Genomic DNA, 25375 nt, shown 5'->3' on the forward strand with positions numbered 1-25375 from the left:
TCATGGCAGTCCGTGTTTATGCACCCGCATCGATTGGTAACGTGAGTGTCGGGTTTGATGTCTTGGGGGCAGCGGTGAGCCCTATCGACGGCAGTTTATTGGGTGATGTGGTAGAAGTGGCAGACGGTGGAAACCAGGCGTTTTCATTGCGCTGCCAAGGCCGATTTATCGATAAGCTACCTGCGAACGAGCAGGATAATATCGTTTATCAAGCGTACCTGGCTTATGCCGAGGTACTTAAAACCCGTGACTTGGCGGTGAAGCCGGTGGCGATGGTGCTTGAAAAGAATATGCCGATTGGATCAGGACTTGGCTCCAGTGCATGCTCGATTGTCGCCGCGCTCGATGCGTTAAATCGCTTTCATGACCATGCGCTCGATAAGAGCCGCATGTTAGCGCTGATGGGAGAGATGGAAGCGTCCATTTCCGGTAGCTTACATTATGACAATGTCGCGCCGTGTTATTTGGGTGGCGTTCAGCTCATGCTGGAAAGCCAAGGGGTGATCAGTCAAGCGGTGCCGCACTTTGAAAACTGGTATTGGGTGATGGCCTATCCGGGCATCAAGGTGTCGACGGCAGAAGCACGTACCATCTTGCCCGCCCAGTACCGTCGGCAAGATGTGATCGCTCATGGTCGCTATATCGGCGGCTTTATTCACGCGTGCCACACACAACAGCCTAAATTGGCGGCGAGTTTAATTTGCGACGTGATTGCCGAGCCGTATCGGCAAAAACTGTTACCGGGATTTGCGGACGCTCGCGACTATGCCGCCAGTTGTGGTGCATTAGCCACAGGGATCTCGGGGTCAGGACCGACGCTGTTTAGCATTTGTGATGATCGACAGGTGGCAGAGCGGTTAGCGCAGTGGTTGCGAGAGCACTATGTACAAAATAATGATGGCTTTGTTCATGTATGTCGCATTGATGGACAGGGCGCAAAAGAAATAGGAAGTCAGGCATGAAGCTATACAACATCAAAGATCACAGTGAAACTGTGTCATTCTCGCAAGCTGTCCAGCAAGGGCTCGGTCGCGGGCAAGGGTTATTTTTTCCTGAAAGCTTGCCCTACTTTGACGATATCGAGGCATTACTGGCCATGCCTTTGGTGGCGCGCAGTAGCAAGATTTTATCCGCATTAATTGGCGATGAACTGCCAATAAGCCAAGTGAGTGAACTGGTTAGCAATGCGTTTAGCTTTGCTGCGCCACTTGAACAAGTGGATGACCATATTCATGCGCTAGAGCTTTTCCATGGTCCGACATTGGCCTTTAAAGACTTTGGTGGCCGTTTTATGGCGCAGTCGCTGGCAGCGGTATCGGATGGTAAAAAGATCACCATCCTCACGGCGACATCTGGGGATACCGGGGCGGCGGTTGCCCACGCCTTCTACGGTATTGATAATATCGACGTGGTCATCTTGTACCCGAAAGGCAAAATCAGCCCGCTGCAGGAAAAACTCTTTTGTACACTTGGCGGCAATATTCATACGGTCGCGATCAATGGCACTTTTGATGATTGCCAAAGCATGGTCAAGCAAGCCTTTGATGATAGCGAGCTGCGTCAGGCCATTGGCCTTAATTCAGCGAATTCCATCAACATTAGCCGCTTAATGGCCCAGATTTGTTACTACTTCGAGGCGGTGGCGCAGCTCCCTGCGCATAAACGCGATCAGGTGGTGATATCGGTGCCCAGTGGTAACTTTGGTAACCTTACCGCAGGGTTGCTTGCTAAAGCGATGGGACTGCCGATTAAGCGCTTTATTGCGGGTACCAATGCCAATGATACGGTGCCACGGTATCTCGATTCAGGCGAGTGGGCACCGCAGCAAACGGTCGCCACCTTGTCCAACGCGATGGATGTGAGTCAGCCCAACAACTGGCCACGTATCGAAGAGCTTTTCCGCCGTGAGCAGTGGAGGCTGAGTGAACTTGCCTCAGGGCGTGCTGATGATGAAGAAACGGCTGAGAGCTTAAAGTCGCTCTCTCAGGCCGGTTACTTGTGTGAGCCTCATGGTGCGATTGCATACCGGCTGCTGGCGGAGCAGCTTGAAGAAGGGGAAGAGGGGATCTTCTTGTGCACCGCCCACCCGGCCAAATTTAAAGAATCGGTTGACGCGATCCTCGGTAAAGATATTCCTCTACCTGGGCCGCTGGCGAAGCATGCGCAAATGACGTTGCTTTCACGCGAGCAAGAGCCTGATTTCCAAACGCTACGAGACTACCTGCTTGAAGTGAATGGTTAAGGTTTAGCCAGTTATCGCGATTATTAATACAACAACAGCCCGCGATTGCGGGCTGTTTTATTTGACACACACTCTGGTTTGCCTTGAACCGCTTCTTATAGGGAGCTGGTAAAGGTGCGGGTGATTACGTCACGCTGCTGCTCAGGCGTCAGTGAGTTAAAGCGTACCGCATAGCCAGAGACACGAATCGTTAGCTGTGGGTACTTCTCTGGGTGCTTAGCCGCGTCTTCCAGTGTCTCACGCTTGAGTACGTTGACATTAAGGTGCTGACCGCCTTCGTTGACCGCTTGTGTTTCGATATTCACTTCGCGGTAATCGAATTCACCCAAAGAAGATAGGGCAACTTCCTGATCCGCTTCAAAGCCTTGTTTGGCACAGACACAGCGTGCTTGATCGGTGTCTTTATCGATCAACCAAATAGAATTAACGAGTTCATCATTGGCTGCTGAGGTTACTTGAATACCCGTGATCATGGCCTATCCCCTTTTATGATAGTGACTTTTTATGATGTAAGATTTCATCATTTTGAGTGTCTATATATACCCTTTTTAGAGTGGGGTTTTATTGACCTAAATCAAGTTTATTGTGTTCTTAACGTTATGATATTTATCTTATATCAATCTTTATTTATCTAATGCGGTTACTGTAGCACGCGCCCTTCCTCCCGACTAGCACTTGCGCAATACTTTAATGAAAATTGTAGTAATAAAATTACAAAAGAAAGCGTCGTGTGTGCGCAAAAAAGAGGCAAATTTGCACCACTTGTGCTCATTTTGCGGCTCATACTGTTCGGGGTGTTGGCTAATGGTATGATTTTATTGCGTTTGTAAAGTTGGCATTAAAATTTCATTGTCTACGATGAATCCATAATGATGAGGAAAGCACCATGATGAAGCCAACCATGACTCGTGCGAGCTTACCGGCCCCCAACCGTGCGGTACAAGGCCGCTGTCAGCGTCATTACCACGCTCATACCGAACGAACAAAAGATCGTTCTACACACTGATTTTGCCAAGCTGCCTCGTTAGAATAGCGCCAATGTGATCAAAAGGAGCAACCATGACTCAGGCGCAAACGTGGCAGCAAGTGCTGGCTGATGAGAAACAACAAGCTTACTTTCGCGAAACCCTCGCCTATGTTGAACAAACACGTGCCAATGGCGTGACGGTTTTTCCACCGAAAGAAGATGTGTTTAACGCCTTTCGCTATACTGAGCTGGGCGACGTCAAGGTGGTGATTCTGGGCCAAGACCCGTATCACGGGCCGAACCAAGCTCACGGGCTGTGTTTTTCTGTGCGTCCAGGCGTGAAAACACCACCGTCATTGGTCAATATCTACAAAGAGCTTGCCACCGATATTGAAGGCTTTACGCCACCTTCTCACGGGTATTTAAAAAGCTGGGCAGAGCAAGGTGTGTTGTTGCTTAATACCGTGCTCACCGTGGAGCAAGGGAAGGCACACTCCCACGCCAAACTGGGATGGGAAACCTTCACGGATCGTGTCATTGAGGCGGTAAACCAACAATGCCAAGGCGTGGTGTTCTTATTATGGGGCGCGCACGCCCAGAAAAAAGGCAAAGCGATTGATCGTCAGCGCCATCATGTACTCACCGCGCCTCATCCGTCGCCACTGTCAGCGCATCGTGGCTTTTTTGGTTGTCAGCACTTTTCACAAACCAATGCGCTGTTGCAAGCGCAGGGAAAAATGCCCATTGATTGGCAGCCTTATCTCGAGACGGAGTAGGCGAAGTCGCTGATGGGGGATAAAAAAGGTGCTCGATGAGCACCTTTTAACAATCCTATATTGAGGGTGAGTTAATCGAGGTCCAGTTGAGAGAAATCGCCAAAAATATCGATTTCTTCCAATTCTTTTTTTAGCCGCTGTTTGTCTTTCAGCGCTTCAATTTCTCTCCATTTACGTTTGACTGGTTTTGCGCGTCCGTTGCGTTGTGGCTTGTCTTGCTCGAATAGATCGTTAAAGGCAATGTTTTCCATAGTCACCTCTTTTTCACCTTGCGGTCAGTTTCTAAATACCACAGCTCCCCCTAACGTAAAATTGAAGTATTTCTCATTTGTGGCAGTCAGATGAAGTTTTTATGAGACTGCAATCACTGATTTTTAAAATCAGTGACTGTTGCCCCAGCCGTGATGGGTTTGAATTGACCTAGGCGGTGGTTCACGCGAAGATTGCGCCGCATCGCTATTATCCTTACTGAATCACGACGAGGGACAGTCCATTGAGCCTACTCACTTTTATTAATGATTTGATTTGGGGCTCGGTGCTCATTTATGTGCTCATCGGTGGCGGGATCTTTTTTACCTTAAAATTAGGGGGGATTCAGTTTCGTCACTTTTCTCATATGTTTTCGATTATGCGTCATAGTCGACGTCGTGAGGGGAGCAGTATTTCGTCTTTCCAAGCCTTGTGTACCGGGCTTGCCGCGCGTGTTGGGACGGGCAATATGGCTGGGGTGGCGGTTGCCCTGTCATTGGGTGGCCCGGGGGCGATTTTTTGGATGTGGCTAATGGCATTCCTCGGCATGGCCACAGCGTTTGCCGAGAGCACGCTGGCACAAGTGTATAAAGTGCGGGATCCCGACGGCTATTTTCGCGGTGGTCCAGCCTATTACATGGAATATGGGTTAGGCATGCGTTGGATGGGCGTGCTTTTCTCGATATTGCTGATCCTGGCATTTGGCTTGGTGTTTAATTCGGTGCAAGCTAACTCTATCTCACAAGCGGCACAGGTGGCATTTTCATGGCCGCCGGCCTATGTTGGTGCGGGATTGGTGCTGGTCAGCGGATTGATCATATATGGCGGGCTACGCCAAATCGCGCGCACGGCCGAAGTGATTGTGCCCGTGATGGCACTCCTGTATTTGTCGTTATCCGTGTATGTGGTCGTCACCCATCTTGAGCAGGTACCTGCGGTATTCATGCTGGTGGTAAAGAGCGCATTTGGCCTTCACGAAGCGGCATCGGGGGCATTGGGTTACACCTTGGCACAGGGCATGATTCAAGGCATCAAGCGCGGCTTGTTTTCGAATGAAGCTGGCATGGGGTCAGCGCCCAATGCCGCCGCTTCGGCGACGCCTTATCCGCCTCATCCTGTTTCGCAAGGCTATGTGCAAATGCTCGGCGTGTTTGTCGATACCTTGGTGATCTGCACCGCTACCGTAGCGATTATTCTGCTATCAGGTGAGTACATTCCCGGCGGCGAAATCACGGGAGTCGAGTTGACTCAGCGGGCGTTAAGCGCACAAGTGGGTGACTGGGGGGAGCAGTTTGTGGCCGTCGCGATTTTCTTCTTCGCCTTTACCTCTATTATTGCCAATTATTCGTATGCAGAAACGAACCTGTTGTTTATCAATCAGCGTTGCCGTCCGGCGTTGCCGTACTTCCGTGCCTTAGTCTTAGGCATGGTCATGTTTGGGGCGCTGGCGGAACTGCCGCTGGTATGGACCCTCGCGGATGCGTCTATGGGGATGATGGCACTGGTAAACATGATTGCGATTTTTTTGTTATCGGGCATCGTCAAGCGTTTGGCAAAGGATTATCACACTCAACGTTCGTTGGGGCGACTGCCTGTGTTTGACAGTCGTCGTTTTCCTGAGCTGCACAGTCAGCTTGATGATAAGGCATGGCCACTCCCCAAACGTTAGCCATCGGTCAGTGCGATGTGCGGTGGCGGGCGGTGGTTTTTTTATACGGGAATGATAGGCTTAGCAAAGATATTTAACAAAAGGGCGAGCAACATGCTGATAGTGGTTTCTCCTGCAAAAACCTTGGATTATGAAACGCCATTGCCGACAGACCGTTATACCCAACCTCAGCTGACTGAACACTCAGAGGCGTTGATTGAGGTTTGCCGCCAGCTGACGCCGGCAGACATTGCCTCGCTGATGAAAGTCAGTGATAAAATCGCCAGTCTTAATGCTGTGCGTTTTTCTGAATGGTCTCCCTCTTTTACCCCAAATAATGCACGACCCGCTGCGCTTGCCTTTAAAGGGGATGTGTACACAGGGCTAGATGCCAATTCAATGTCCGAGCAAGACTTCGATTGGGCTCAAGATCATTTTCGTATGTTATCCGGCTTGTATGGCCTGTTGCGGCCGCTCGACTTGATGCAGCCCTACCGCTTAGAGATGGGCACCAAGTTGTCGACGCCACGCGGTGATAACCTCTATCAGTTCTGGGGAGATATCATCACAGAGGCACTGAATGATGATTTGGCGGCGCAAGGCAGTGAGCTATTGGTGAACCTTGCCTCTAATGAATACTTTAAAGCGGTTAACAAGAAAGTGCTTAACGGCGACATCATCACCCCGGTGTTTAAAGATTATAAAAACGGTCAATACAAGGTGATCAGCTTCTATGCCAAAAAAGCACGTGGCATGATGGCGCGTTATTTGATTGATCAGCGCGCGAGTTCAGTGGCAGACATTAAAGCGTTTAATGTGGCAGGCTATTATTTCAGTGAAGCGGACTCAAAAGGCAACGAGTTGGTATTTCTGCGCGACGAGCAATAAGTGTTGCCAGGGATAACAAGCAAGCATCCAAAAAGCCCCTGTCGGGGCTTTTTTCGTTTCTGGCACGAATCAGTGCAGGATCCGCGCGCGTATGGTGCCTTCGATCGCTTTTAGCTTTTTCAGTGCTTTGTAGGCATGGTCACTGTCTTCGACATCAATCACCACATAACCAATTTGCGACGATGTTTGTAAGTACTGTGCCGCGATATTAACGTTTTCGTCCGCGAACGTTGTGTTAATTTTGGTCAGCACCCCGGGACGGTTGGCGTGTATATGCAGCAAGCGCGAGCGGCCTTGATGCTCTGGCAGTGATACTTCAGGGAAGTTGACGCATGACAGAGTCGAGCCATTGTCAGAATACTTAACCAACTTACTGGCGACTTCCAAGCCTATATTTTCCTGTGCTTCCTGCGTTGAGCCACCGATATGCGGTGTGAGTAGCGCATTATCAAACGCTTGTAGCGGAGAGCTGAATGCGTCTTTGTTGGTTTTTGGCTCAACCGGGAAAACATCGATCGCCGCACCGGCCAAATGCTTGCTTTCTAGCGCCCCGCATAGGGCATCGATATCAACCACGGTGCCGCGTGAGGCATTTATAAAGATTGCCCCTGGTTTCATGCGGGCAAAGGCCTCGGCATCAATCATATTCTGCGTACTTGGCGTCTCGGGGACATGGAGCGAGACAATATCACTGCGATTAAGCAGCTCTGTGAGCGAGTTAACTTGAATCGCGTTGCCTAACGAGAGTTTGTTGTCGACATCATAGTAATACACGCGCATCCCTAAGTTTTCCGCCAAGATGCTCAGCTGGGTACCGATATGGCCATAGCCAATAATGCCCAGTACCTTACCGCGCGCTTCAAAAGAGCGGTCAGCAGACTTTTGCCACTCGCCGCGATGCGCTTTAGCATTCTTTTCGGGGATCCCGCGTAGGAGCAGCAGGATCTCACCTAAAACCAGCTCTGCGACACTGCGGGTGTTGGAGAAAGGCGCGTTAAAAACGGGGATCCCGCGCTTAGCCGCAGCATCAAGATCGACTTGGTTGGTGCCGATACAAAAGCAGCCAACCGCGACCAGCTTCTTCGCTTTTGCAAAGACAGCTTCCGTTAATTGGGTGCGAGAGCGTAGCCCCACAAAGTGTGCATCTTGGATAGCTTGTTCGAGATCCTCACCAGTGAGTGAACCTTTGTGGTACTCGATGTTGGTATATCCGGCCTGCTTGAACGCTTCAACAGCAGTAGGATGGACGCCTTCGAGTAATAGGATTTTGATTTTATTCTTGTCCAGTGAATAGTGTGACATGCGGGCTGTTCTCTTCCTTAGAAACAATAATGGTAGCAATGTTGCGCCTGAGTGCCGGGGCGCATCGTACCTTATTCCCTCGCGTGGGTGGCGAAGAGGAGTGGCGGTTGATTGACCTGGTCATTAGCGTGATCTTTTACGTCAAAAGACCGCAGGGCAGGCGATGTGCCGGTATCAGAACAGTGACCAAGATAACAAAAATTCCCATAAGGGGTAAGAATTATCCGTTCTAGACCATAAAAAAAGCACCTTGAAAAAGGTGCTTTTAACTTATTGATTACATTGAGCGCAAACGTTTGGCTTTTTTTGTTATTCCCCGTGGGGCGTAAGCATTTGATTTGCTGTGTTATGCACTCAGTTTGCCACTTTTTTCACGCCAGTGTCGGTACCGGTTAACACGATGTCTGCGCCGCGATTGGCAAACAGGCCAACCGTCACCACACCAGGAATCGCATTGATGGCGTCCTCTAACCCTCTGGGATCTTGGATTTTCATATTGTGTACGTCGAGGATCACGTTGCCATTGTCCGTGATCACACCTTGACGGTAACACGGGTCGCCCCCTAGTTTGAGCAATTCACGCGCGACATAAGAGCGTGCCATAGGGATCACTTCAACGGGAAGTGGAAACTCACCCAACACATCCACATGTTTGGTGTCGTCGATAATACAAACAAACTTGTCTGCGATTGCCGCGACGATTTTCTCACGCGTCAAGGCAGCACCACCGCCTTTAATCATATGATTGCGCGCATTGATCTCATCTGCACCATCAACATAGATATCTAAACTCGCCACTTCATTGGCGTCGAGTACCTCAATGCCCAAGGCTTTTAGTCGCTCGGTCGAGGCTTCTGAGCTAGACACCGCGCCTTTGATTTGCTCTTTAATTGGCTCGAGGGCATCAATAAAGTAGTCCACGGTCGACCCCGTTCCCACACCAATGATGCTGCCGGGTTTGACATATTCCACCGCGGCTTCGCCCGTGGCTTTTTTCTTTTCGTCTTGGGTCATGCTAACTCCTGAATCTAGGGGATTGGGCGTGATTATAGCGAAGCCAATAGATGGCGTCAGGGTTTAGGTCGCGAAATACGCGTTGGCCATTGCCAATGTTGGCTGGGGGTCAAAATATGGGGTAAAGGCACATCCCATTGCTCGGTCGGTAACGCGGGCCATTGCTGGCAATCGTGCGCGAGTCCAACCGCGACCGCATCCGGTGCGCATAAGCCGAGTGTACGGTCGTAGTAGCCCCCTCCCATGCCAAGGCGCTGTCCTTTAGCGTCAAACGCCACCAAAGGTGTGGCAATCACGTCGAGTTTTCTACTCGGTATCAAGGTGCGAATATTGAGCTGGGGCTCAGCAATCCCATAACCATTAATCTGCATTGGGGTGGTCGGGGTGTAGTGGAGAAACAGTAAGTGACCACGGCTAAAGGGATGAATGACGGGCAAGTAGACATTTTTGTTCGCCCTCCAGCACGCCTCAATGACAGGTGTTGTATCTAACTCGCCATCGAAAGAGAGGTACAGGGCAACGTTTGTAGCTTGTTCAACATCAGCCAGCGCGATAAATCGTTTGGTCACCGCCTCTGCGGCGAACGTTTGTTGCTCAACAGAGAGCTGACGACGTGCGTCACGGATGGCGTGTCGTATGTGTTGTCTAGGCTGCATAACTGTCCTTGATGCTAGCCAAAGGGTGGTGAAGAGGACCCCGGGGTGCCGTTGGGATCGATGGCCCTTGAACCCGCTGGTTCAAGGCGGGTGGGTAGTATAAACCGTAGGCTTCTCGGTGCATGCCGAGCTTGCTCAGTAGCTTATAACAACGCACCCTTAGTTTTGCTTATCGGCTCAGGGACGTAGATCCGCTGACAAACACCCCAGGGAATTGGGTTATTCTTGCGATCCTTGCGCTGCCATTGCTTTATCGAGTTGTGATGTCATCAGGGCGGTCCGTTGCGTTACCTGATCTTGCAGTGTCTCTAATGACTGTTTGGCATCATTTAATTCGTGGCAAACATTGAGAGCGGCAATGGCAATTAGCTGTTCTGTATTGCTTACTTTAGTGCGCTCAGCCAGCCGATGCAACCGTTGATCGAACTCGCTTGCTGCATCTTTAAGCGCTTGCTCTTGCCCGGGTGGACAATTGACGCGAACAAGACGATCTAGAATTTTAATTTCAACCGGTTGTGTGCTCATAGTCCCACGCTGGCTCCTCATACGGCCCGATTTGTCGAGGGCCCAGTACACAATAATATGGCGCTATTCTAGCAATTATTCTGGTGAATACACTACATCGAAAACCATCTCCGCCACTGGTGCCGCGAATTTAATCAAAAAGTGGTATTCAAACGACGCATAGGTCTAACAATAACAACCCTTTAAGGGCGATAATATGACGGCAGCCGTGCCTATCATTCACTGAGTGTTTCAGCTTTTAGACAGAACTGTGAATTGGCTCGCTAAGAGGAAAGCCTCCCGCCGGTGTGGGTTGATCCTTGTCATCGTGATTGGCTGGTTGATGCCTTTACACTGTGCTTATCAACCAGCCACCCAACACGCAATGTATCGCGTGGCCGTTGCATCGGCGTGAGATCGTTTTTAATCGCAGTGATTCAGCCCAGTGGTGTGAAATGCTAAACTAAGCCTCTTATTTTTGATGGCACAGCAAGGGGCAAGATTGTGACTGATACCCGTTTACCCGCTTATGCGACAACAGCAGACACACTGAGGGCTGATAGTTTGGCGGTAACGCCTGCAGAAATGCACGGTTTAATCGCTGGCATGCTCAGTGGCGGGCTAGAGCTGGAAGATGGTAGCTGGCTAACCATGCTTTATGATTACACCCATCAAGGGATGGGGTGGCCAACAGAGTCTAAGACACTTGCCATGCAAAGCTATCACCAGCTAAAAGCACAGCTTACCGGCAGTGATCTTGATTTAGAGATTTATGTCCCTGACGACGAGCAATCCGGTGTCGTGGCTCGAGCCGAAGCACTGGTGGAGTGGATCAACGCGTTTTTAGCCGGTGTGGGATTGATCGGAACCAAAGGTCGCACCTTATCTAAGGATGTGACAGAAGCGTTGGGCGATCTTAAAGACGTGGCGCAGCTGGGTGTCGATGAAGATGGCGACATGCAAGAGCAAGCAGAGTTGCTTGAGCAGGTTGTCGAACATGTGCGCGTGTGCAGCATGGTGGTGCATGCCGAACTTGGGGCGCGTCCGGACAGTGACGATACGCCTAAAACATTGCATTAATCTCAATGACGCGTTCAGATTGAGGCGTCAGTGACTCAGGGTGAGGAAAGAGTGGGATGAAAGCCTATGACATAGTGATCGCAGGCGGCGCAATGGCCGGGGCGACTGCCGCACTGGCCTTAGACACATTGAGTGGCGGCACACTGCGTATTGCCGTGGTCGAGGCGATGGTGCCCGATCATCGCGAGCATCCAGGTTACGATGCACGCAGTATCGCATTAGCACAAGGCAGTTGTGCAGCCTTTGCGAGCTTAGGGCTGTGGGACTCACTCGTCCCCTTTGGCACGCCGATTCAGCATATTCATGTGTCTGATCGTGGCCACGCCGGACAAACCCATATTGACGCACAGTCGCAGGGCGTGCCTTATCTTGGCCAAGTTATCGAGTTGGCGGATGCCGGAGCGGTGCTTCACCAAAAGTTGCAACACCGCGAGGCGATCGATGTGTTTTGCCCGGATGCCGTGATGGCGATTGAGCGAACGCCGGCGGCGGTAACGGTGCGATTAAAGCAGGGACAATCTCTAACTGCTTCGCTACTCATTGCGGCTGACGGTGGGCGCTCGTCTTGTTGCCAGCAGCTCAATATTCCGCGTCAGCAACACGATTTTGGTCAGGTGGCAGTGATTGCCAATGTATCAACCGCACTGCCTCATCAAGGCCACGCCTTTGAACGCTTTACCCAAACCGGCCCCGTGGCGCTGTTACCCATGTCGCAAGGGCGTTGCTCGTTAGTGTGGTGTATGACAGCCGAGCAAGCACAAGGGCTGATGCAAGTGAGTGATGATGCGTTTCTTCATCGCCTGCAGCAGGTGTTTGGCTGGCGTTTAGGCAAGTTGCTGCACGTTGGAGAGCGTCATGCGTATCCATTGACGCTCAACCAAGTGGTTCGCCCGGTGAGTCATCGTGTGGCCGTGGTGGGGAATGCGGCACAAAGCCTACACCCGATTGCCGGACAAGGCTTTAACCTTGGTTTGCGAGATGTGATGACGTTGGCTCACACGCTGACGGAGGCGGCATCGCGTGGTGATGATATCGGTGCGATGCCAACATTGATGGCGTACGCCAAACAACGAACACCAGACCGAGATGCCACAGTGGCATTGACATCAGGGTTGGTTCACCTCTTTTCCAATGATAGCCCGCTTCTGGCGGGGGCACGTAATGCCGGGTTAGGATTAATGTCAGCATTAGAGAGTATGAAACAACCGCTTGTGCAACGCACCATAGGATGGGTAGAACCGAGATGAAAATGATCAATGCCGATGTGGCCATTGTCGGTGGCGGCATGGTGGGGCTCACACTTGCCGCCTCTCTAGCCGACACGGATTTGCGGGTGGTGGTGATAGAAGGTAAAGCGCCGGAAACGACCTTAAACGACGTACCAGAGAACCGCGTCTCTGCCTTGAGCCGAGCGAGTGAAAACATACTGCGCACCCTGGATGTCTGGCCGGGCATCGCCTCACGGCGTGCGGCCTGTTACCAACAGATGCGGGTGTGGGAGAAAGACAGTTTTGCCGACATCCATTTTGATGCGCAGGCGTTTGGCCAGCAAAACCTCGGCCATATTGTTGAAAACCGTGTGATCCAGTTGGCTTTGCTCGATAAAGTGCAAACGCAGGACAATGTGACTGTGTTGATGCCGGCGCAATGCCAAACCATGCTGCAAGGAGAGAGCGAAACCTGGTTACAACTCGCGTCTGGGGACGGCGTGACGGCGAAACTGGTCGTGGGGGCTGATGGAGCGCGATCCTGGGTGCGTGAGCAAGCCGACTTCCCTTTGGTACAGCGGGACTATGGTCATCATGCGGTGGTGGCGACGGTGCGCACGGCGGAGCCGCATCAGGGCGTTGCACGACAAGTATTTACACCGGACGGCCCCCTTGCTTTCTTGCCACTTTCAGACCCGCATTTATGTTCAATTGTTTGGTCTGTTCCCCCAGAACAAGCGACGGATTACGTCGCGGTGGACTCAGCGTCCTTTAACCGTGCCTTAACCGCTGCGTTTGATGTGCAACTCGGCTTGTGCGAGGTAGTAGGCCCACGCGCCAGTTACCCTCTTACCATGCGTTATGCCCAACACTTTGCGGCGCAGCGCCTGGCTCTGGTCGGTGATGCGGCGCACACTATCCATCCTCTGGCTGGGCAAGGGGTGAATCTGGGGATGCTCGATGCGGCCGCTTTGGCGCAAACACTGACGTCACTCGCCGACAAAGGGAAAGATATTGGGCATTACGCCGGCTTACGCCAGTATGAGCGTTGGCGTAAAGCGGAAGCGGTGCAGATGATTGCGGCGATGCAAGGGTTCCGCAGCTTGTTCGCAGGCGATAATCCGATGAAAAAGCTCGTCCGTGGCGTGGGCATGCGTGCGGTCAATCATTTGCCCGGCGCCAAGCAGCCGTTTATGGCGCGGGCGTTAGGGTTGGAGGGGAACCTGCCTGATCTGGCAAAGCCTACGACGCGCACGACCACTTTTTGATGATTGCGTGATGGCTGAAATTGGCGAAAAACAGAGAATATGCTAAATAGCACAAAGACCATTGCCGAGTCGGCATGCGATCAGGTTGTGAGAGATGTTGAATGTACCGATTGACGGTGTGAGTTGTCATTGGGTGTAACAAGGAACAAGATTATGAGTGATATCCCATCTGAATTAAAATTTACCGCTACACACGAATGGGTTCGCCCTGAAGGGGAAGGCCTATTTACCATTGGCATTTCTGATCACGCCCAGGCCCTACTGGGGGATATGGTGTTTATCGATTTGCCTGATGAAGATGACACTTTTGATGCGGGTGACGATTGTGCGGTTGCAGAGTCGGTCAAGGCGGCGTCGGATATCTATGCGCCCATTTCTGGTCAAGTCGTGGCCGTCAATGAAGAGTTAGATAGCGCCCCTGAACTGGTTAACAGCGACCCATACGGCGATGGTTGGTTGTTCCAGATTCAAGCGACAGATGAGTCTGAAATCGATAGCCTGCTCGATGCGCAAAGCTATGAAGAAACGTTAGGCGATCAAGACGCAGACTAAAGGGTTAGGGGTAAGCTCGTATGCTATGCCTGTCCTTTTTATCTAAATAATAAACAGGGGCCCGTCTGACGAGCCCCTATTTGTATGGTACGGCGAAGTCAGTAAGCGGTCGGCAATGAGCCAGCTTGTTCTGGCTCTCGAAGCCCGTCCTGATACACATCTCGAATCAACCCGTTAACTTCCTTCACGGTTCGGTAGTGACAGATGGTGGCGTGATCCGGTGCTTTTAACCAACCATTATCAAAATCAAATCGGCCTCTTCCTGCAATATAGACGCGACCCGAGAATAATCGTGTGACATGTTTGGCGACAAGCTTGGGGGAATAGCGATTAAAAACGCGCATAACCTCTTCTTACTGGTGTGAGTGGTTGTCACCCTATAGGGGTGTGAAAACGGCACCGATTGTGAAGTGGGTTTATGTCGCCGTGATGACACTGCCTAAAGAAATAATCACTTTATCCTTACCATAAATCCGCTTGGTTGAAGGCATCGACGCAGCACGGTTTCGCGCCTAATGCCGGTAAGTCGCTATCAATCAGCGATTGCGCCAGCCAACCGTGTGGGTAGCTTAATGTATGGGGTGGCACCACCTCGATATGATCGGCTGGATGAAACCCAAGCTGAGTGTAGAAAGCGGGGTCGCCATAGGTCACCACCGCTTGATAACCCAATGTACGTAGCTGTTCGAGTCCAGCGTTGATTAATGCTTTTCCATGTCCTTGGCGCTGATAATCAGGGTAGATAGCCATCGGAGAGAGCAGTGCAACCTTGTCCGTATGTGGGTAGGTCAATCGTGAGAAAAAGACAGCACCCACTAACTGCTCACCGTCAAGCATCCCCCAACCATGGCAGTCTTCACGAGGCGTTTCACCGAGCAGCTTATCGATTAAGTGATGAATAACTTCGCCGGTATCGGCCCCCTCACTATGCGTGAACGTTTCACTGACCCGTTGAGCAACGTAAGCAGGATTAAGGATCGACAGAGAGACGATGTTCATTAGGTTTCCTCTTGCGCGTGAGGCTGGGTAGATAACGCTTTCAGGGAAGCGACGCGCTTATCGACAATGGTGGTTATCTGGCCAATGAGCCACTGCATTTTGGGGTGACCGCTGGCTTGATGTCGCCATGCCAAGCCAATATCAAACCCTGGGACATCAATAGGAGGTGGGCTAAATGCCAGATGGTTAGCATCGTTAAAGGTATCAAGTCGCGCCATAAGCTCTGGCACGGTACACAGCAGTTGTCGCCCTTTTAGCAACTGCCTTACGGTTAAAAAGCGCTGCGATCCCATCACCACTTGTCGATGATAGCCTAGCGCTTCTAAACGCGCATCTATCGGACTAGAAAGCTGGCCGTAAGTGCTCACCAAGGCGTGCGGCGTGGCGACAAAATCGGCCACGCTGATGGGGGCATCCAGTCCTGTACTTTGAGGGTCAAATAGACACACGTGTTGTTCGCGATATAATACCTGGCTGTCGAGAATATCGCTGTTTTCCGGGATCACGCCGATCACCGCGTCGACATCATCATTTTTAATCGCATCCAGACAGTGGCGACGATCGACTGGCCGTAAGCTAAGTTGTGCTAAAGGAAGTTGTTGGTTGAGGGTATCGAACAACGCCGGCGCGAAGATAAGCTCCGCGTAGTCGGTGAGTCCAAGGCGGATCTGACCATCAAAAAGGGCAGGTTCAAAAGCGGGCGGAGTCAGCACGTCCGTGGCGAGTGTGTCGAGTAGCGCCTCAATTTTAGGGGCGATATCGAGCGCGCGGGCGGTGGGCACCATTTGGTGTCCGCGCCGCTCAAAAAGGGGATCGTCGAGCATCGTACGCAGACGCGCCAAGCTGTGGCTCATGGCTGATTGACCCAGAGATAGGCGCTCTGCAGCCCCAGTCACACTGCGGGTTTCCATTAAAGTGACAAAGGTCACCAACAAGTTGAGATCGTATTTCCGCCAGTATTTTTGCGCCATCCGTTGCGTGACTCCTACATCTAACCGTCTTGAACGCGGCATATGTCGCCGCGCAGAGGCTGGCAAAGTACGAGAAGATCTTTCACTCTCACCCATAATCCGGCGTGAGGATCACCGCTGCTAATGGTGACCGTTTCATAGCGCCAGATCTGCTCATCAAACACCAACGCCAGATCCGGTGACAGTCCCAATGGCGCGACAGTGCCACGCGCGTAGCCGGTTGTGCTTTGCACTTGTTGTGCACTGGCAAGCGTCATTCGTCGGTATCCCAGCAGCTGGCGGACTTTGGGCGGGCTCACTTGTTGGTCGCCTGGTACGCAGGCCACCGCATAACGCCCGCCCATATCGCGCAACACCATGGTTTTAAGCATCTGAGCAGGATCAATCCCCCGTTGTGCAGCGGTGTCTTCAATCGATTGGGTCGCGCGTGACTGCCACAGTATTTGGTAGCGAATATCGGCGCTATCGAGTGCGGCAGTCACGGGTGTTTGCCAATGAGGATCCGTGTGCACGGCTCAATCGTCGTCTTCGAGTGAATAGGGGAGTGGCTCACGGTGCCATGCATGTGAGGGAGACTCAGCCAGGCGGAAAGCGGTGTCGTCGTCCAGGTTATTTGGCAGTACGGCTAACACGCTCGCATTACCATTCACATCGCGATAGCCAGCAATAACTGTCCCGCCTGAACGCCAATTGTCGCCCACCGCGCGTTCGATTTTATCGCCTGCAACAGGTGTGTGCTTGGCTTGGCCGCTGAGTTTGTACATGGCACGCTTGTTCATGCCTCGATACTTGGCTCGCGCCACAGTTTCTTGACCGGTGTAACAGCCTTTGGTGAAGCTGATCGCATCCAGCGCCTGAAGGTTTAACGATTGCGGGATAAATTCGCCGCTGGTGGCCTGCTCAATACGGGGTAATGCGGCATCAATATCCCACTTATCCCAATACTCATGGGTGAGCAAGGTCGCAGAGGCTTGATTGATAAGCGCTGTGGCGTTGGCCGGGTCAACCACCAGTAACCAGCGGTGTGGTTCAATGTATACGGCGGTGCCCGCTTGCCCTTGGCGAACGTCACCTTGCGGGCCAAAGTGATCGGCCACCCATTTGTCTGCCTGCGTGCCAATCACACCGAGCAGTACGGCATCGACTTTTTCAAACGCAATCTTTGAAAAGATGGCGTATTTTTTCACCTCTTGAACTTGGGTGGCTTCAATCGAGGCCGGTTGCACCATGGCGAGCCCGTCTTGGTAATGGAAAAAACGCAGCACCGACCAGATTTTGCCTTTTGGATCGCAATGAGCGGCAAGGGTCGATTTATCCTCTGCAAGGCTGGCAATGTCGCAAGTGAGCTGACCTTGTAAGTAGCTTTTTGTATCGTCGCCGCTCACTTTAGTGATTGCCCAGTTATCAAGAGCAACTATCGCCAGTTCAGGCTGTGGGTCACTGGGGTGTGTATCCGCAGGCTCAAAGGCCACGGTTTGATACCATTCGCTCATAACACTCACGCTCTCTGTTGAGAAAATATAGACTCTGTCCCGTATACTAATAGGGAGGATAAAGCTTGTCAGCCTTTGTATTGTAGGGCTATTACGGTGTCTTGCTGATTAACGCTAGAGAGCTCTCAGATTCACCGTTTGTTTTCCGGCAAAAGTAGTCGCCTGATGGCGGCATTGATAGTATGCAAGCACTGACATCATTGATAGAGGTAAGCAATGGTTAACACCGAGGATAAAGCGCGGATTCGTTGGGCATGTCGTCGTGGCATGTTAGAGCTGGATGTGTTGGTTATGCCTTATTTTGAAGCCTGCTACGACACGCTAAATGAACAAGAAAAGCAGGATTTTGTCGCATTTTTGGAAAGCGCAGATCCGGATTTGTTTGCGTGGTTGATGGGGCATGGTAAACCTGACGACCCCAAGATGAAGTCTGTTGTCGATAAGGTCGTCGCTTATAACCGCAGTAAGTTACGTACATAGTCACCTACAGTGCCCGCGTTATGTCACTGTCTGCCTGGTTTTGCTGGGAACGATGGTGACTTGGCTGGCCATGGCGCATGTTTCCCTTCCTTTAAGTGCTCGTGCTGTGCTAACCCTTTGGGCGGTGCGAGACTTGCGCTTTTTCCATGCTCACCTCATCGGTAGCGAGGGGCCTTTTCGCTTTTCCTCTGACGCTTGGGCTGTGATGCCCAATGGACAGTATCGAAAATTATCCTGTGTTTATGCGACCCCATGGCTGCTGGTGCTGACCTCTCGTGTGGATGCGCAATACGTGTATATTTGGCGTCATGGCCTTCCAGATTATCATTTTCGTCTGATTTATCGGCACTGCTGTCAGCAAGGTCGGGATATAACGTGACATATTTGTGACAAACTGATTGCGTGGCTTTACTTTTTCACTTTATCACCGATATTCAAGGGACACGGATAAAATCCATTCTGCTCAGATAATGCTGTAGGGTCGCTATGAATATTAAACAAAAACTTTTGTCACTCACCTTGCTGTCGGTGTTGGCACTCCTCGCGGTGGCGGCGATTGCGTGGAAGGCGGAAACACGACTGCAAAAAATGCACAATCAGCTAACCACAGTCTCTGATCTTGAGGTGATATTGCTCAACTTACGCCGCAATGAGAAAGACTTTCTCGCGCGCATGGATCCTAAATACCTCTCCCGTTTTGATAATAATGTTGATGCGTTTAATCAGCTGCTGAGTGATTTCCACGCCCGCAGTGCCTCTCTGGGGTTAGAGACCGCGACCATTGATAAAGTGAAAAGCGCGATGAAAGGATATGCTAGTGGGTTTCGTGATCTGGGTAAGGGCTACCAAACATTGGGGTTAACCCCTGAGCAGGGGATCCGCGGACAAATGCAAAACGCGAGCAAGAAAATGGTGGCAGCGACCCAAAATGACATTGTGCTGGAGAGTAGCGCTCGCCTGTTAGCCGCAGATGCCAAACTGTTTGTGCAAAGCAGTAACCTTGACTACATCGATGAATATCAAAGCCAAATGCAAGAGCTTGAAGATTACCTTCGTGGTGACCTACTGGCGTTGTTTCAAGCGCATCAGGCGCAAGTGGACCAAATTGTTGCCCAGAAAAAGACATTGGGGTTAGCGGCGGACAAAGGTTTGCTCGGACAAATTCGTGGCAAAACTCACCAAGTGGAAGAAATGTTTGATGTGCTAAGCCAAGAGTATGAGCAGGCCATCGAGCAAGCATTGCGCCAAACCGTGACGTTTACTGGCTCGGCGGTATTGATACTGGCACTGATCATGACAGTGATTTCTTTGTGGATGAACCGTGGCATTCAACAGCGTATTTACCGGTTCAGTGAGCAAATGGCCGCCATCACCAAGCAGCGGGATCTGACCTTGAGAGCAGATGAAAACGGGCGTGATGAGATCTCATTGATGGCTAAAGATGTCAATCAGATGCTCGCCAGTGTCCAGGCTATGGTGGTCGACGTGAGTCGCGCCATACAAGCGCTTAACCACAGTGCAGAGCAAGTTGAGTCGCGTACTGAAGCTACCGGGTCCGCATTGTCTACCCAGTTAGATGAAACCACCCATGCGGCGACCGCGATGAATGAGATGGAAAGTACGATTCGCGATATCGCGGGCAACACGGATCAGGCCGCGGAGAATGCGCGTACCAGTTTAAGTCGGGCCGAAAATGGACAAAAAGTGGTCGACGACACCAAGGCAATGATCATGACATTGGCAGACACGCTTAGTAATACCAGCAACGAGGTGCTTGAATTAAGTAAGCTGTCTGAAACCATCGGTTCAGTATTAGATGTGATTAAAGATATTTCTGAGCAAACCAACTTGCTGGCGCTTAACGCGGCGATTGAAGCGGCGCGCGCCGGTGAGCAAGGGCGTGGCTTTGCGGTGGTCGCTGATGAGGTGCGCCAGCTAGCGACCCGTACTCGTGAGTCGACCGATGAAATTTCTGGCATTATCACCTCGTTGCAAGAGCAAACCCAGTCGGTGTCTGAGCGTATGGAGCAAAGCCGAGAAGATGGGGAAACATCTGTGGGTAAAGTGGAAGCGGCCTCGCAAGAGCTATCGCAAATCATGGCCGATATGCAAAACATTATGGATATGAGTACCCACATTGCCACGGCGATCGAGCAACAAAGTTCGGTGGCGAAAGAAGTCAACCAAAACGTGCACAACATTCAAGATATCGCGCAAAACAGTACCGAACGCGCCAACCAGAACCGCGAAGCGGCACACAAGGTGGCCGAAGAAGCGGCGCACCTTGAGCGTGCAGTGAGCGAGTTTAAAAGCGAATAACCACGATGATATCCAGTAAAAAGGCCAGCCTCGTGAGGCTGGCCTTTATCGTTAAAGCAGCAGACGGCGCGAAACCCACTAGCAGGGCTGGTCCGGGGTTAACACGGTGGGACCGGATTGCTCGTTAGGCTCAGGATAATCAATGGTGTAATGTAGACCACGACTTTCTTTGCGTTGCATGGCACAACGCACCATCAATTCAGCGACTTGGAGTAAATTACGTAATTCGAGCAAGTTATTCGAGACACGAAAATTAGCGTAGTACTCGTGCGTTTCTTGTTTAAGTAGCTCAATGCGACGCAAAGCACGTTCTAAGCGCTTGGTTGAGCGCACAATCCCCATGTAATCCCACATAAAAAGACGTAACTCATGCCAGTTGTGCTGGATCACCACTTCTTCGTCAGAACAAATGACCTGACTCTCATCCCAAGGGGGGAGTGCGGTATGGGGCTCGATATGGTCTGAGTGCGCTTTAATATGTTCAGCCGCTGACCACGCATACACCACACACTCTAGCAGCGAGTTAGAGGCCATACGGTTGGCACCATGCAAGCCGGTGTAGCTCACTTCCCCAATCGCGTATAAGCCGGGCAGGTCTGTGGTGCCGTTTTTATCCACCATCACGCCACCACAGGTGTAGTGGGCGGCAGGGACAATAGGGATCGGCTCTTTGGTCAGATCGATGCCGTATTGTTTGAGCTTTTCGTAAATGGTGGGGAAGTGTTTGATCACAAAGTCAGGGTCTTTGTGGCTGATGTCGAGATACATGCAGTCGGCGCCAAGGCGCTTCATCTCGTAGTCAATCGCTCGGGCCACCACATCACGCGGGGCAAGCTCGCCGCGTGCGTCGAAGTCTGACATAAAGCGTGAGCCATCTGGGCGTTTTAAGTGTGCGCCTTCACCGCGTAACGCTTCCGTGAGCAAAAAGTTGCGCGCGTCTGGATGGTACAGGCACGTAGGGTGAAACTGGTTGAATTCTAAGTTGGCGACGCGACAACCTGCCCGCCATGCCATGGCGATGCCATCACCGGATGACACATCGGGGTTAGAGGTGTATTGATACACCTTGGAAGCACCGCCAGTGGCGAGCACCACATAGTTAGTGCGCACGGTCTCAACCACTTCTTGGTTTCGGTTCCAGATGTAGGCCCCGAGCACGTGGTTAGCGCCACCCAATCCGACTTTTTTACGGGTGATGATATCCAGCGCATTGTGCCGTTCGAGCAGGGTGATATTTGGGTGCTGACGGACATTGTCTTGCAGAGAGTTTTGCACGGCCATCCCGGTGGCATCGGCGGTATGCAAGATACGGCGATGGCTATGGCCGCCTTCACGGGTTAAATGATACCGAGGGGTGTCGTCGTCGCTATCTTCTTGATCGAACGGAACACCGCCATCAATTAACCACTGCACGCAATCTTTAGCATTGCGAGCAATAAAGTCCACGACCTGGGTATCGCAGATACCTGCGCCCGCGATTTGGGTATCTTCGACATGAGACTCGACCGAGTCTTGCTCGTCAAACACCGCGGCAATACCGCCCTGTGCGTAAAGCGTGGCCCCTTCACTGAGCGGGCCTTTGCTCAATACAATCACCTTGTGGGTTGGCGCTAAGCGGAGCGCCAGTGACAAGCCAGCGGCACCACTGCCGATAACTAGCACGTCACATTGATGTTCCTGGGTTGTGGTCGTCATGATCCCTAATCCTCTTTCTGCGCACCCAATGTTACACCAATTTGACGTAGCTGCGCGCGGTAAGATCAAATCCCGTACCGCTTGGGTGAAAGTTTGCAACCATGGCATGGTTCGGGCGACAATGCCCTCAGTCAAAGAGACCGTCTTTGACCATTCCGTCACAGTAATGTGATTCAACGCATAATAAAACCAACATGGTGAGGAACTTTTCGCCGGCTGGATTATCGAATCGTGTGCGAAAGCTCGCAAGCGGGTTTAACCGCGCTCTGACAACGTCGGGCCTAGAATTTCGATAATCGGGCGGAAAGATCAACCAAGGAGTAAACGCTCGAATGGGCGAGCAGCTAACCGACCAGGTTCTAATAGAACGTGTACAGAATGGTGACAAGCAAGCTTTCAATCTGTTAGTCGTCAAATATCAGAATAAGGTATGTAACCTTATCGCCCGCTATGTCGGTACACACAGTGGCGATATCCCAGATATTGCGCAAGAGGCGTTTATCAAAGCGTATCGTGCATTGCCGGGATTTCGGGGCGAGAGTGCGTTTTATACTTGGCTGTATCGCATTGCTGTGAACACCGCAAAAAACCATTTGGTGGCGCAAGGACGACGTCCGCCAGGCAGCGATATTGATGCCGACGAAGCAGAAAATTACGAAAGTGGGGGGTCTTTAAAAGAAATATCGAACCCTGAAAACTTGATGTTGTCAGATGAGTTAAGACAGGTGGTATTTTCGACCATAGAAACACTGCCTGACGACTTAAGAACCGCAATTACCTTACGGGAGCTCGATGGGCTCAGTTATGAGGAAATTGCACAGGTAATGGATTGTCCAGTCGGTACGGTGCGGTCGCGTATTTTCCGAGCGCGTGAAGCGGTTGAAAAACGCATCCGGCCACTGATGAAACGGTAACGAGTTTTACTGGCTGCATGACGGTGACTTGAATGACGGATAGAGAAAAAATTTCAGCGTTATTGGATGGCGAATTAGTGGATACGTCAGTGATCCACGAGATTGAGCGAGATGATAACGCGCAACAGGCTTGGGGGCGTTTTAGCACCATTCGCGATGTGATGCGTGGTGAGGCACCCAGCTCGTTGCAATGGCACATTGCCGATTCTGTAGCGTCCGCGCTGGAAGCAGAACCTGCTTATCAAGGCGATCATCTTGATAATAATGTGCACCCGATGCACGAGTCACAGCCGCGTCCGGAAAAGGCGCGTCGCCACTTACCAGGGTGGCTGCAGCAACTGACGCAGGTAAGCGTTGCCGCGTGTGTCTCGTTGGCCGTGATCGTGGGTGTGCAGCACTATAATCAGTCTGATGCGAGTTCGCCGGTGGCCAGTACGCAAACCCAGCCGCCCGTACTCGAAACCATTCCTTTTGCAGGGGCGGCTGAACCCGTGAGTTTGAGTCGTGACGATCTACGTGCCACGCCTTCTGAGGCCGAGTTGATGGAGCAGCGTCGCCGCGTCAATGCCATGCTCAAAGACTATGAATTGCAGCTTCGCTTGAATAAGGATAGGCTGTCTAACCATCAGACAATGGCACCGTCGACAAGCAGTAATAATCAATGAAAAAAACTCTGATCGGTGCGCTTGCGCTGGTCAGTTTGATGTCTGCGCAAGCCTCGGCCGAACCCTCTGCCGAGGCTTTGTTACATCAAATGGATACCGCAAGCGACACCCTAGATTATGAAGTGTCCTACATCTTGGTAGGTAAAAATAGCCTCGAACCTCTTCGCTTTCGTCATGCTCAAGTTGGGGATGATGCTTATGGCCACCTTATGTATCTCAGTGGCCCACCGCGAGAAGTGATCCGTCGAGGCGGTGAAATCAGTTATTTTGAACCCGGCTACGACCCTTTCACCATTGCCAGTGATCATATGGTTGCGCCTTTGCCTACGCTTATCCAAGCCGATATCGATGTGCTGGCTAACCATTATGATTTTGTTTCTATGGGGCACGCGCGTGAAGCGGGGATGGATTGCCAAGTAGTTCGAATTACACCGAAAGACGGGGAGCGCTATTCGTACGTATTATGGTTAGATGAGAAAAGCAAACTCCCTGTTAGAGCGGATTTGCTCGACCGTGATGGCGATCCGCTTGAGCAATATCGTGCGTTGTCGTTAGTCGTCTCGTCACAAATCAGTACCTCAATGCAAAAGCTGGCTGAGCTGGCTCTGCCACCGGTACTGACCTTGCCGCAAACCACGCAGCGCTCCGACTTGGATTGGCAGGTCACTGCGTTACCCGAGGGATTTGAGCCTGTGTACAGCAATCGCCACCGTTTGATGATGACCAAGCGCGCGGTGGAGAGTCAGATGTTTAGTGATGGCCTATTCAGCTTTTCTGTGTATCTTGCTAAAGCCGATGATGTCTCGGTGCGTAAGCAAATTGTTCGCCAAGGTCGGCGCACACTGCATAGCGTGACCAGTGGCAATGCAGAAATTACGGTGGTCGGCGATATTCCTCCTGAAACCGCTAAACGGGTGGCGGAGTCTGTCCGTATTATTGATATGCCCGCGAGTCAGTCAGAGCAGGAGGTCCAACCATGATCAAAGCATTGGCAGAAGTCACCAGCTACCAAGATGGTTGGTTGTCATTGGCCTGCCAGCAGCAAACCAGTTGCGGTAGCTGCCAGTCACAAAGCCAATGTGGCACTGGTATTGTATCCAAAGCCCTTCCGGGTAAGGTTAAACACCTCAAAGTGCGCGCGCCAAAACCCTTGCCAGCCGGCACCTTAGTTGAAATCGGCTTGGGTGAAGCGACCTTGTTACGCTCCGCGTTATTGGTCTACATGGTCCCTCTGGCGATGATGCTAATAGGGGCATTGCTCGGGCAATTCTTCTTCGCCACACTTGCCGGCAGCGGAGAAGGCGGGGTGATCGCATTAAGTCTAGGGCTGGGCGCGGTTGGTGTGGCGCTCGCCCGTTACCTCGCACCGCGTATCGGTACCCAAGATGAGCAACAACCTCTGCTTTTACGCGTGATGGGGGAGCCGGTCTCAGACTTGTCCGTCATAAATACCACACAGCAGGATAGCGACTAGCCACTATTTTC

Annotated in this window: 28 protein-coding genes and 1 other RNA gene; 16 read left to right on the forward strand and 13 right to left on the reverse strand. The window is 51.6% G+C overall.

Annotation, left to right across the window (positions count from 1 at the left end):
* The first annotated feature begins 2 nt into the window (after nucleotides 1–2).
* Complete coding sequence (thrB, locus tag BGL48_RS15115) at nucleotides 3–962, forward strand: homoserine kinase (RefSeq protein ID WP_069363428.1); 960 nt, start codon at nucleotides 3–5, stop codon at nucleotides 960–962.
* On the forward strand, nucleotides 959–2242 hold the full coding sequence (gene thrC, locus BGL48_RS15120) for a threonine synthase (RefSeq protein ID WP_069363429.1): 1284 nt from the start codon (nucleotides 959–961) through the stop codon (nucleotides 2240–2242). The genes thrB and thrC overlap by 4 nt, the downstream gene beginning before the upstream one ends.
* Nucleotides 2243–2337: 95 nt before the next feature.
* On the opposite strand, the gene grcA is transcribed toward thrC, so the two are convergent.
* The gene (gene grcA, locus BGL48_RS15125; protein ID WP_046074059.1) at nucleotides 2338–2715 is read right to left on the reverse strand and encodes an autonomous glycyl radical cofactor GrcA; all 378 of its coding nucleotides are present in this window, start codon (nucleotides 2713–2715) and stop codon (nucleotides 2338–2340) included.
* A 586-nt stretch (nucleotides 2716–3301) separates the two neighbouring features.
* Here grcA and ung point away from each other — a divergent pair.
* A complete protein-coding gene (gene ung, locus BGL48_RS15130; RefSeq protein ID WP_069363430.1) occupies nucleotides 3302–3985 on the forward strand; it encodes a uracil-DNA glycosylase in 684 nt (227 codons plus the stop codon).
* Between the two features lie 71 nt (nucleotides 3986–4056).
* On the opposite strand, the gene BGL48_RS15135 is transcribed toward ung, so the two are convergent.
* Complete coding sequence (locus BGL48_RS15135; RefSeq protein ID WP_046074061.1) at nucleotides 4057–4236, reverse strand: DUF3545 family protein; 180 nt, start codon at nucleotides 4234–4236, stop codon at nucleotides 4057–4059.
* A 242-nt stretch (nucleotides 4237–4478) separates the two neighbouring features.
* On the opposite strand from BGL48_RS15135, the gene BGL48_RS15140 reads away from it, so the two are divergent.
* A complete protein-coding gene (locus tag BGL48_RS15140) occupies nucleotides 4479–5903 on the forward strand; it encodes an alanine/glycine:cation symporter family protein (RefSeq protein WP_069363431.1) in 1425 nt (474 codons plus the stop codon).
* Nucleotides 5904–5996: 93 nt separating this feature from the next.
* Nucleotides 5997–6770 (forward strand): peroxide stress protein YaaA, encoded by a 774-nt coding sequence (gene yaaA, locus BGL48_RS15145; protein ID WP_069363432.1) that lies wholly within the window; start codon nucleotides 5997–5999, stop codon nucleotides 6768–6770.
* 69 nt (nucleotides 6771–6839) lie between these two features.
* Here yaaA and serA read toward each other — a convergent pair whose 3' ends face one another.
* From serA to zapA, 5 genes are all read right to left on the reverse strand, one after another.
* Nucleotides 6840–8072 (reverse strand): phosphoglycerate dehydrogenase, encoded by a 1233-nt coding sequence (gene serA, locus BGL48_RS15150; protein ID WP_069363433.1) that lies wholly within the window; start codon nucleotides 8070–8072, stop codon nucleotides 6840–6842.
* A 354-nt stretch (nucleotides 8073–8426) separates the two neighbouring features.
* Nucleotides 8427–9086 (reverse strand): ribose-5-phosphate isomerase RpiA, encoded by a 660-nt coding sequence (gene rpiA / locus BGL48_RS15160; RefSeq protein ID WP_069363435.1) that lies wholly within the window; start codon nucleotides 9084–9086, stop codon nucleotides 8427–8429.
* A 56-nt stretch (nucleotides 9087–9142) separates the two neighbouring features.
* The gene (locus tag BGL48_RS15165) at nucleotides 9143–9742 is read right to left on the reverse strand and encodes a 5-formyltetrahydrofolate cyclo-ligase (RefSeq protein ID WP_069363436.1); all 600 of its coding nucleotides are present in this window, start codon (nucleotides 9740–9742) and stop codon (nucleotides 9143–9145) included.
* A 33-nt stretch (nucleotides 9743–9775) separates the two neighbouring features.
* Nucleotides 9776–9958, reverse strand: a non-coding RNA gene (ssrS, locus tag BGL48_RS15170) — 6S RNA.
* Nucleotides 9959–9961: 3 nt separating this feature from the next.
* Nucleotides 9962–10267 (reverse strand): cell division protein ZapA, encoded by a 306-nt coding sequence (gene zapA, locus BGL48_RS15175; protein ID WP_046074068.1) that lies wholly within the window; start codon nucleotides 10265–10267, stop codon nucleotides 9962–9964.
* Between the two features lie 483 nt (nucleotides 10268–10750).
* Between zapA and BGL48_RS15180 the strand changes: the two genes are divergently transcribed.
* The 4 genes from BGL48_RS15180 (at nucleotide 10751) to gcvH (ending at nucleotide 14354) form a co-directional block, all read left to right on the forward strand.
* Nucleotides 10751–11326, forward strand: a complete 576-nt coding sequence (locus BGL48_RS15180; RefSeq protein ID WP_069363437.1) for a UPF0149 family protein — start codon at nucleotides 10751–10753, stop codon at nucleotides 11324–11326.
* Between the two features lie 56 nt (nucleotides 11327–11382).
* Nucleotides 11383–12573, forward strand: coding sequence for a 2-octaprenyl-6-methoxyphenyl hydroxylase (gene ubiH, locus BGL48_RS15185; protein ID WP_069363438.1), 1191 nt, complete (start codon nucleotides 11383–11385; stop codon nucleotides 12571–12573).
* Nucleotides 12570–13802 carry an FAD-dependent 2-octaprenylphenol hydroxylase gene (locus BGL48_RS15190; RefSeq protein WP_069363439.1) on the forward strand — a complete coding sequence of 411 codons (1233 nt, stop codon included), beginning with the start codon at nucleotides 12570–12572 and terminating at the stop codon, nucleotides 13800–13802. The genes ubiH and BGL48_RS15190 overlap by 4 nt, the downstream gene beginning before the upstream one ends.
* Before the next feature lie 162 nt (nucleotides 13803–13964).
* A complete protein-coding gene (gcvH, locus tag BGL48_RS15195; RefSeq protein ID WP_321166657.1) occupies nucleotides 13965–14354 on the forward strand; it encodes a glycine cleavage system protein GcvH in 390 nt (129 codons plus the stop codon).
* Nucleotides 14355–14452: 98 nt separating this feature from the next.
* Here the strand turns inward: gcvH and BGL48_RS15200 are convergent, their stop codons facing one another.
* From BGL48_RS15200 to ygfZ, 5 genes are all read right to left on the reverse strand, one after another.
* Nucleotides 14453–14698, reverse strand: a complete 246-nt coding sequence (locus BGL48_RS15200) for a DUF1107 domain-containing protein (RefSeq protein ID WP_069363440.1) — start codon at nucleotides 14696–14698, stop codon at nucleotides 14453–14455.
* Nucleotides 14699–14816: 118 nt separating this feature from the next.
* Entirely contained in the window at nucleotides 14817–15353 is a 537-nt protein-coding gene (locus BGL48_RS15205; protein ID WP_069363441.1) for a GNAT family N-acetyltransferase, read from the reverse strand.
* Nucleotides 15353–16324 carry a LysR family transcriptional regulator gene (locus tag BGL48_RS15210; protein ID WP_069363442.1) on the reverse strand — a complete coding sequence of 324 codons (972 nt, stop codon included), beginning with the start codon at nucleotides 16322–16324 and terminating at the stop codon, nucleotides 15353–15355. The genes BGL48_RS15205 and BGL48_RS15210 overlap by 1 nt, the downstream gene beginning before the upstream one ends.
* A 20-nt stretch (nucleotides 16325–16344) precedes the next feature.
* Nucleotides 16345–16836, reverse strand: coding sequence for an aminoacyl-tRNA deacylase (locus tag BGL48_RS15215; protein WP_069363443.1), 492 nt, complete (start codon nucleotides 16834–16836; stop codon nucleotides 16345–16347).
* 3 nt (nucleotides 16837–16839) lie between these two features.
* Nucleotides 16840–17817: a tRNA-modifying protein YgfZ gene (gene ygfZ, locus BGL48_RS15220; RefSeq protein ID WP_069363444.1), complete on the reverse strand. Its 978-nt coding sequence runs from the start codon at nucleotides 17815–17817 to the stop codon at nucleotides 16840–16842.
* A gap of 216 nt (nucleotides 17818–18033) precedes the next feature.
* Here ygfZ and BGL48_RS15225 point away from each other — a divergent pair, with 216 nt between their 5' ends.
* The 3 genes from BGL48_RS15225 to BGL48_RS15235 all read left to right on the forward strand — a co-directional run bounded on the left by BGL48_RS15225 (nucleotide 18034) and on the right by BGL48_RS15235 (nucleotide 20616).
* Complete coding sequence (locus tag BGL48_RS15225) at nucleotides 18034–18297, forward strand: succinate dehydrogenase assembly factor 2 (protein ID WP_069363445.1); 264 nt, start codon at nucleotides 18034–18036, stop codon at nucleotides 18295–18297.
* A 52-nt stretch (nucleotides 18298–18349) separates the two neighbouring features.
* Entirely contained in the window at nucleotides 18350–18676 is a 327-nt protein-coding gene (locus tag BGL48_RS15230) for a hypothetical protein (protein WP_069363446.1), read from the forward strand.
* A 107-nt stretch (nucleotides 18677–18783) separates the two neighbouring features.
* Entirely contained in the window at nucleotides 18784–20616 is a 1833-nt protein-coding gene (locus tag BGL48_RS15235) for a methyl-accepting chemotaxis protein (protein WP_069363447.1), read from the forward strand.
* Nucleotides 20617–20694: 78 nt separating this feature from the next.
* On the opposite strand, the gene nadB is transcribed toward BGL48_RS15235, so the two are convergent.
* Nucleotides 20695–22311 (reverse strand): L-aspartate oxidase, encoded by a 1617-nt coding sequence (nadB, locus tag BGL48_RS15240; protein WP_069363448.1) that lies wholly within the window; start codon nucleotides 22309–22311, stop codon nucleotides 20695–20697.
* Between the two features lie 332 nt (nucleotides 22312–22643).
* Between nadB and rpoE the strand changes: the two genes are divergently transcribed.
* Genes rpoE through BGL48_RS15260 form a run of 4 tightly spaced genes read left to right on the forward strand, consistent with a single transcriptional unit; the run spans nucleotide 22644 to nucleotide 25364 of the window.
* On the forward strand, nucleotides 22644–23225 hold the full coding sequence (gene rpoE / locus BGL48_RS15245) for an RNA polymerase sigma factor RpoE (protein ID WP_046074081.1): 582 nt from the start codon (nucleotides 22644–22646) through the stop codon (nucleotides 23223–23225).
* Nucleotides 23226–23257: 32 nt separating this feature from the next.
* The gene (locus BGL48_RS15250) at nucleotides 23258–23890 is read left to right on the forward strand and encodes an RseA family anti-sigma factor (RefSeq protein ID WP_069363449.1); all 633 of its coding nucleotides are present in this window, start codon (nucleotides 23258–23260) and stop codon (nucleotides 23888–23890) included.
* Nucleotides 23887–24870, forward strand: a complete 984-nt coding sequence (gene rseB, locus BGL48_RS15255) for a sigma-E factor regulatory protein RseB (protein WP_069363450.1) — start codon at nucleotides 23887–23889, stop codon at nucleotides 24868–24870. Before BGL48_RS15250 ends, rseB begins: the two co-directional genes overlap by 4 nt.
* The gene (locus tag BGL48_RS15260) at nucleotides 24867–25364 is read left to right on the forward strand and encodes a SoxR reducing system RseC family protein (protein ID WP_069363451.1); all 498 of its coding nucleotides are present in this window, start codon (nucleotides 24867–24869) and stop codon (nucleotides 25362–25364) included. The genes rseB and BGL48_RS15260 overlap by 4 nt, the downstream gene beginning before the upstream one ends.
* Nucleotides 25365–25375: the final 11 nt, after the last annotated feature.

The organism is Salinivibrio sp. SS3, from assembly GCF_001722105.1.
GTDB classification, from domain to species: domain Bacteria; phylum Pseudomonadota; class Gammaproteobacteria; order Enterobacterales; family Vibrionaceae; genus Salinivibrio; species Salinivibrio kushneri.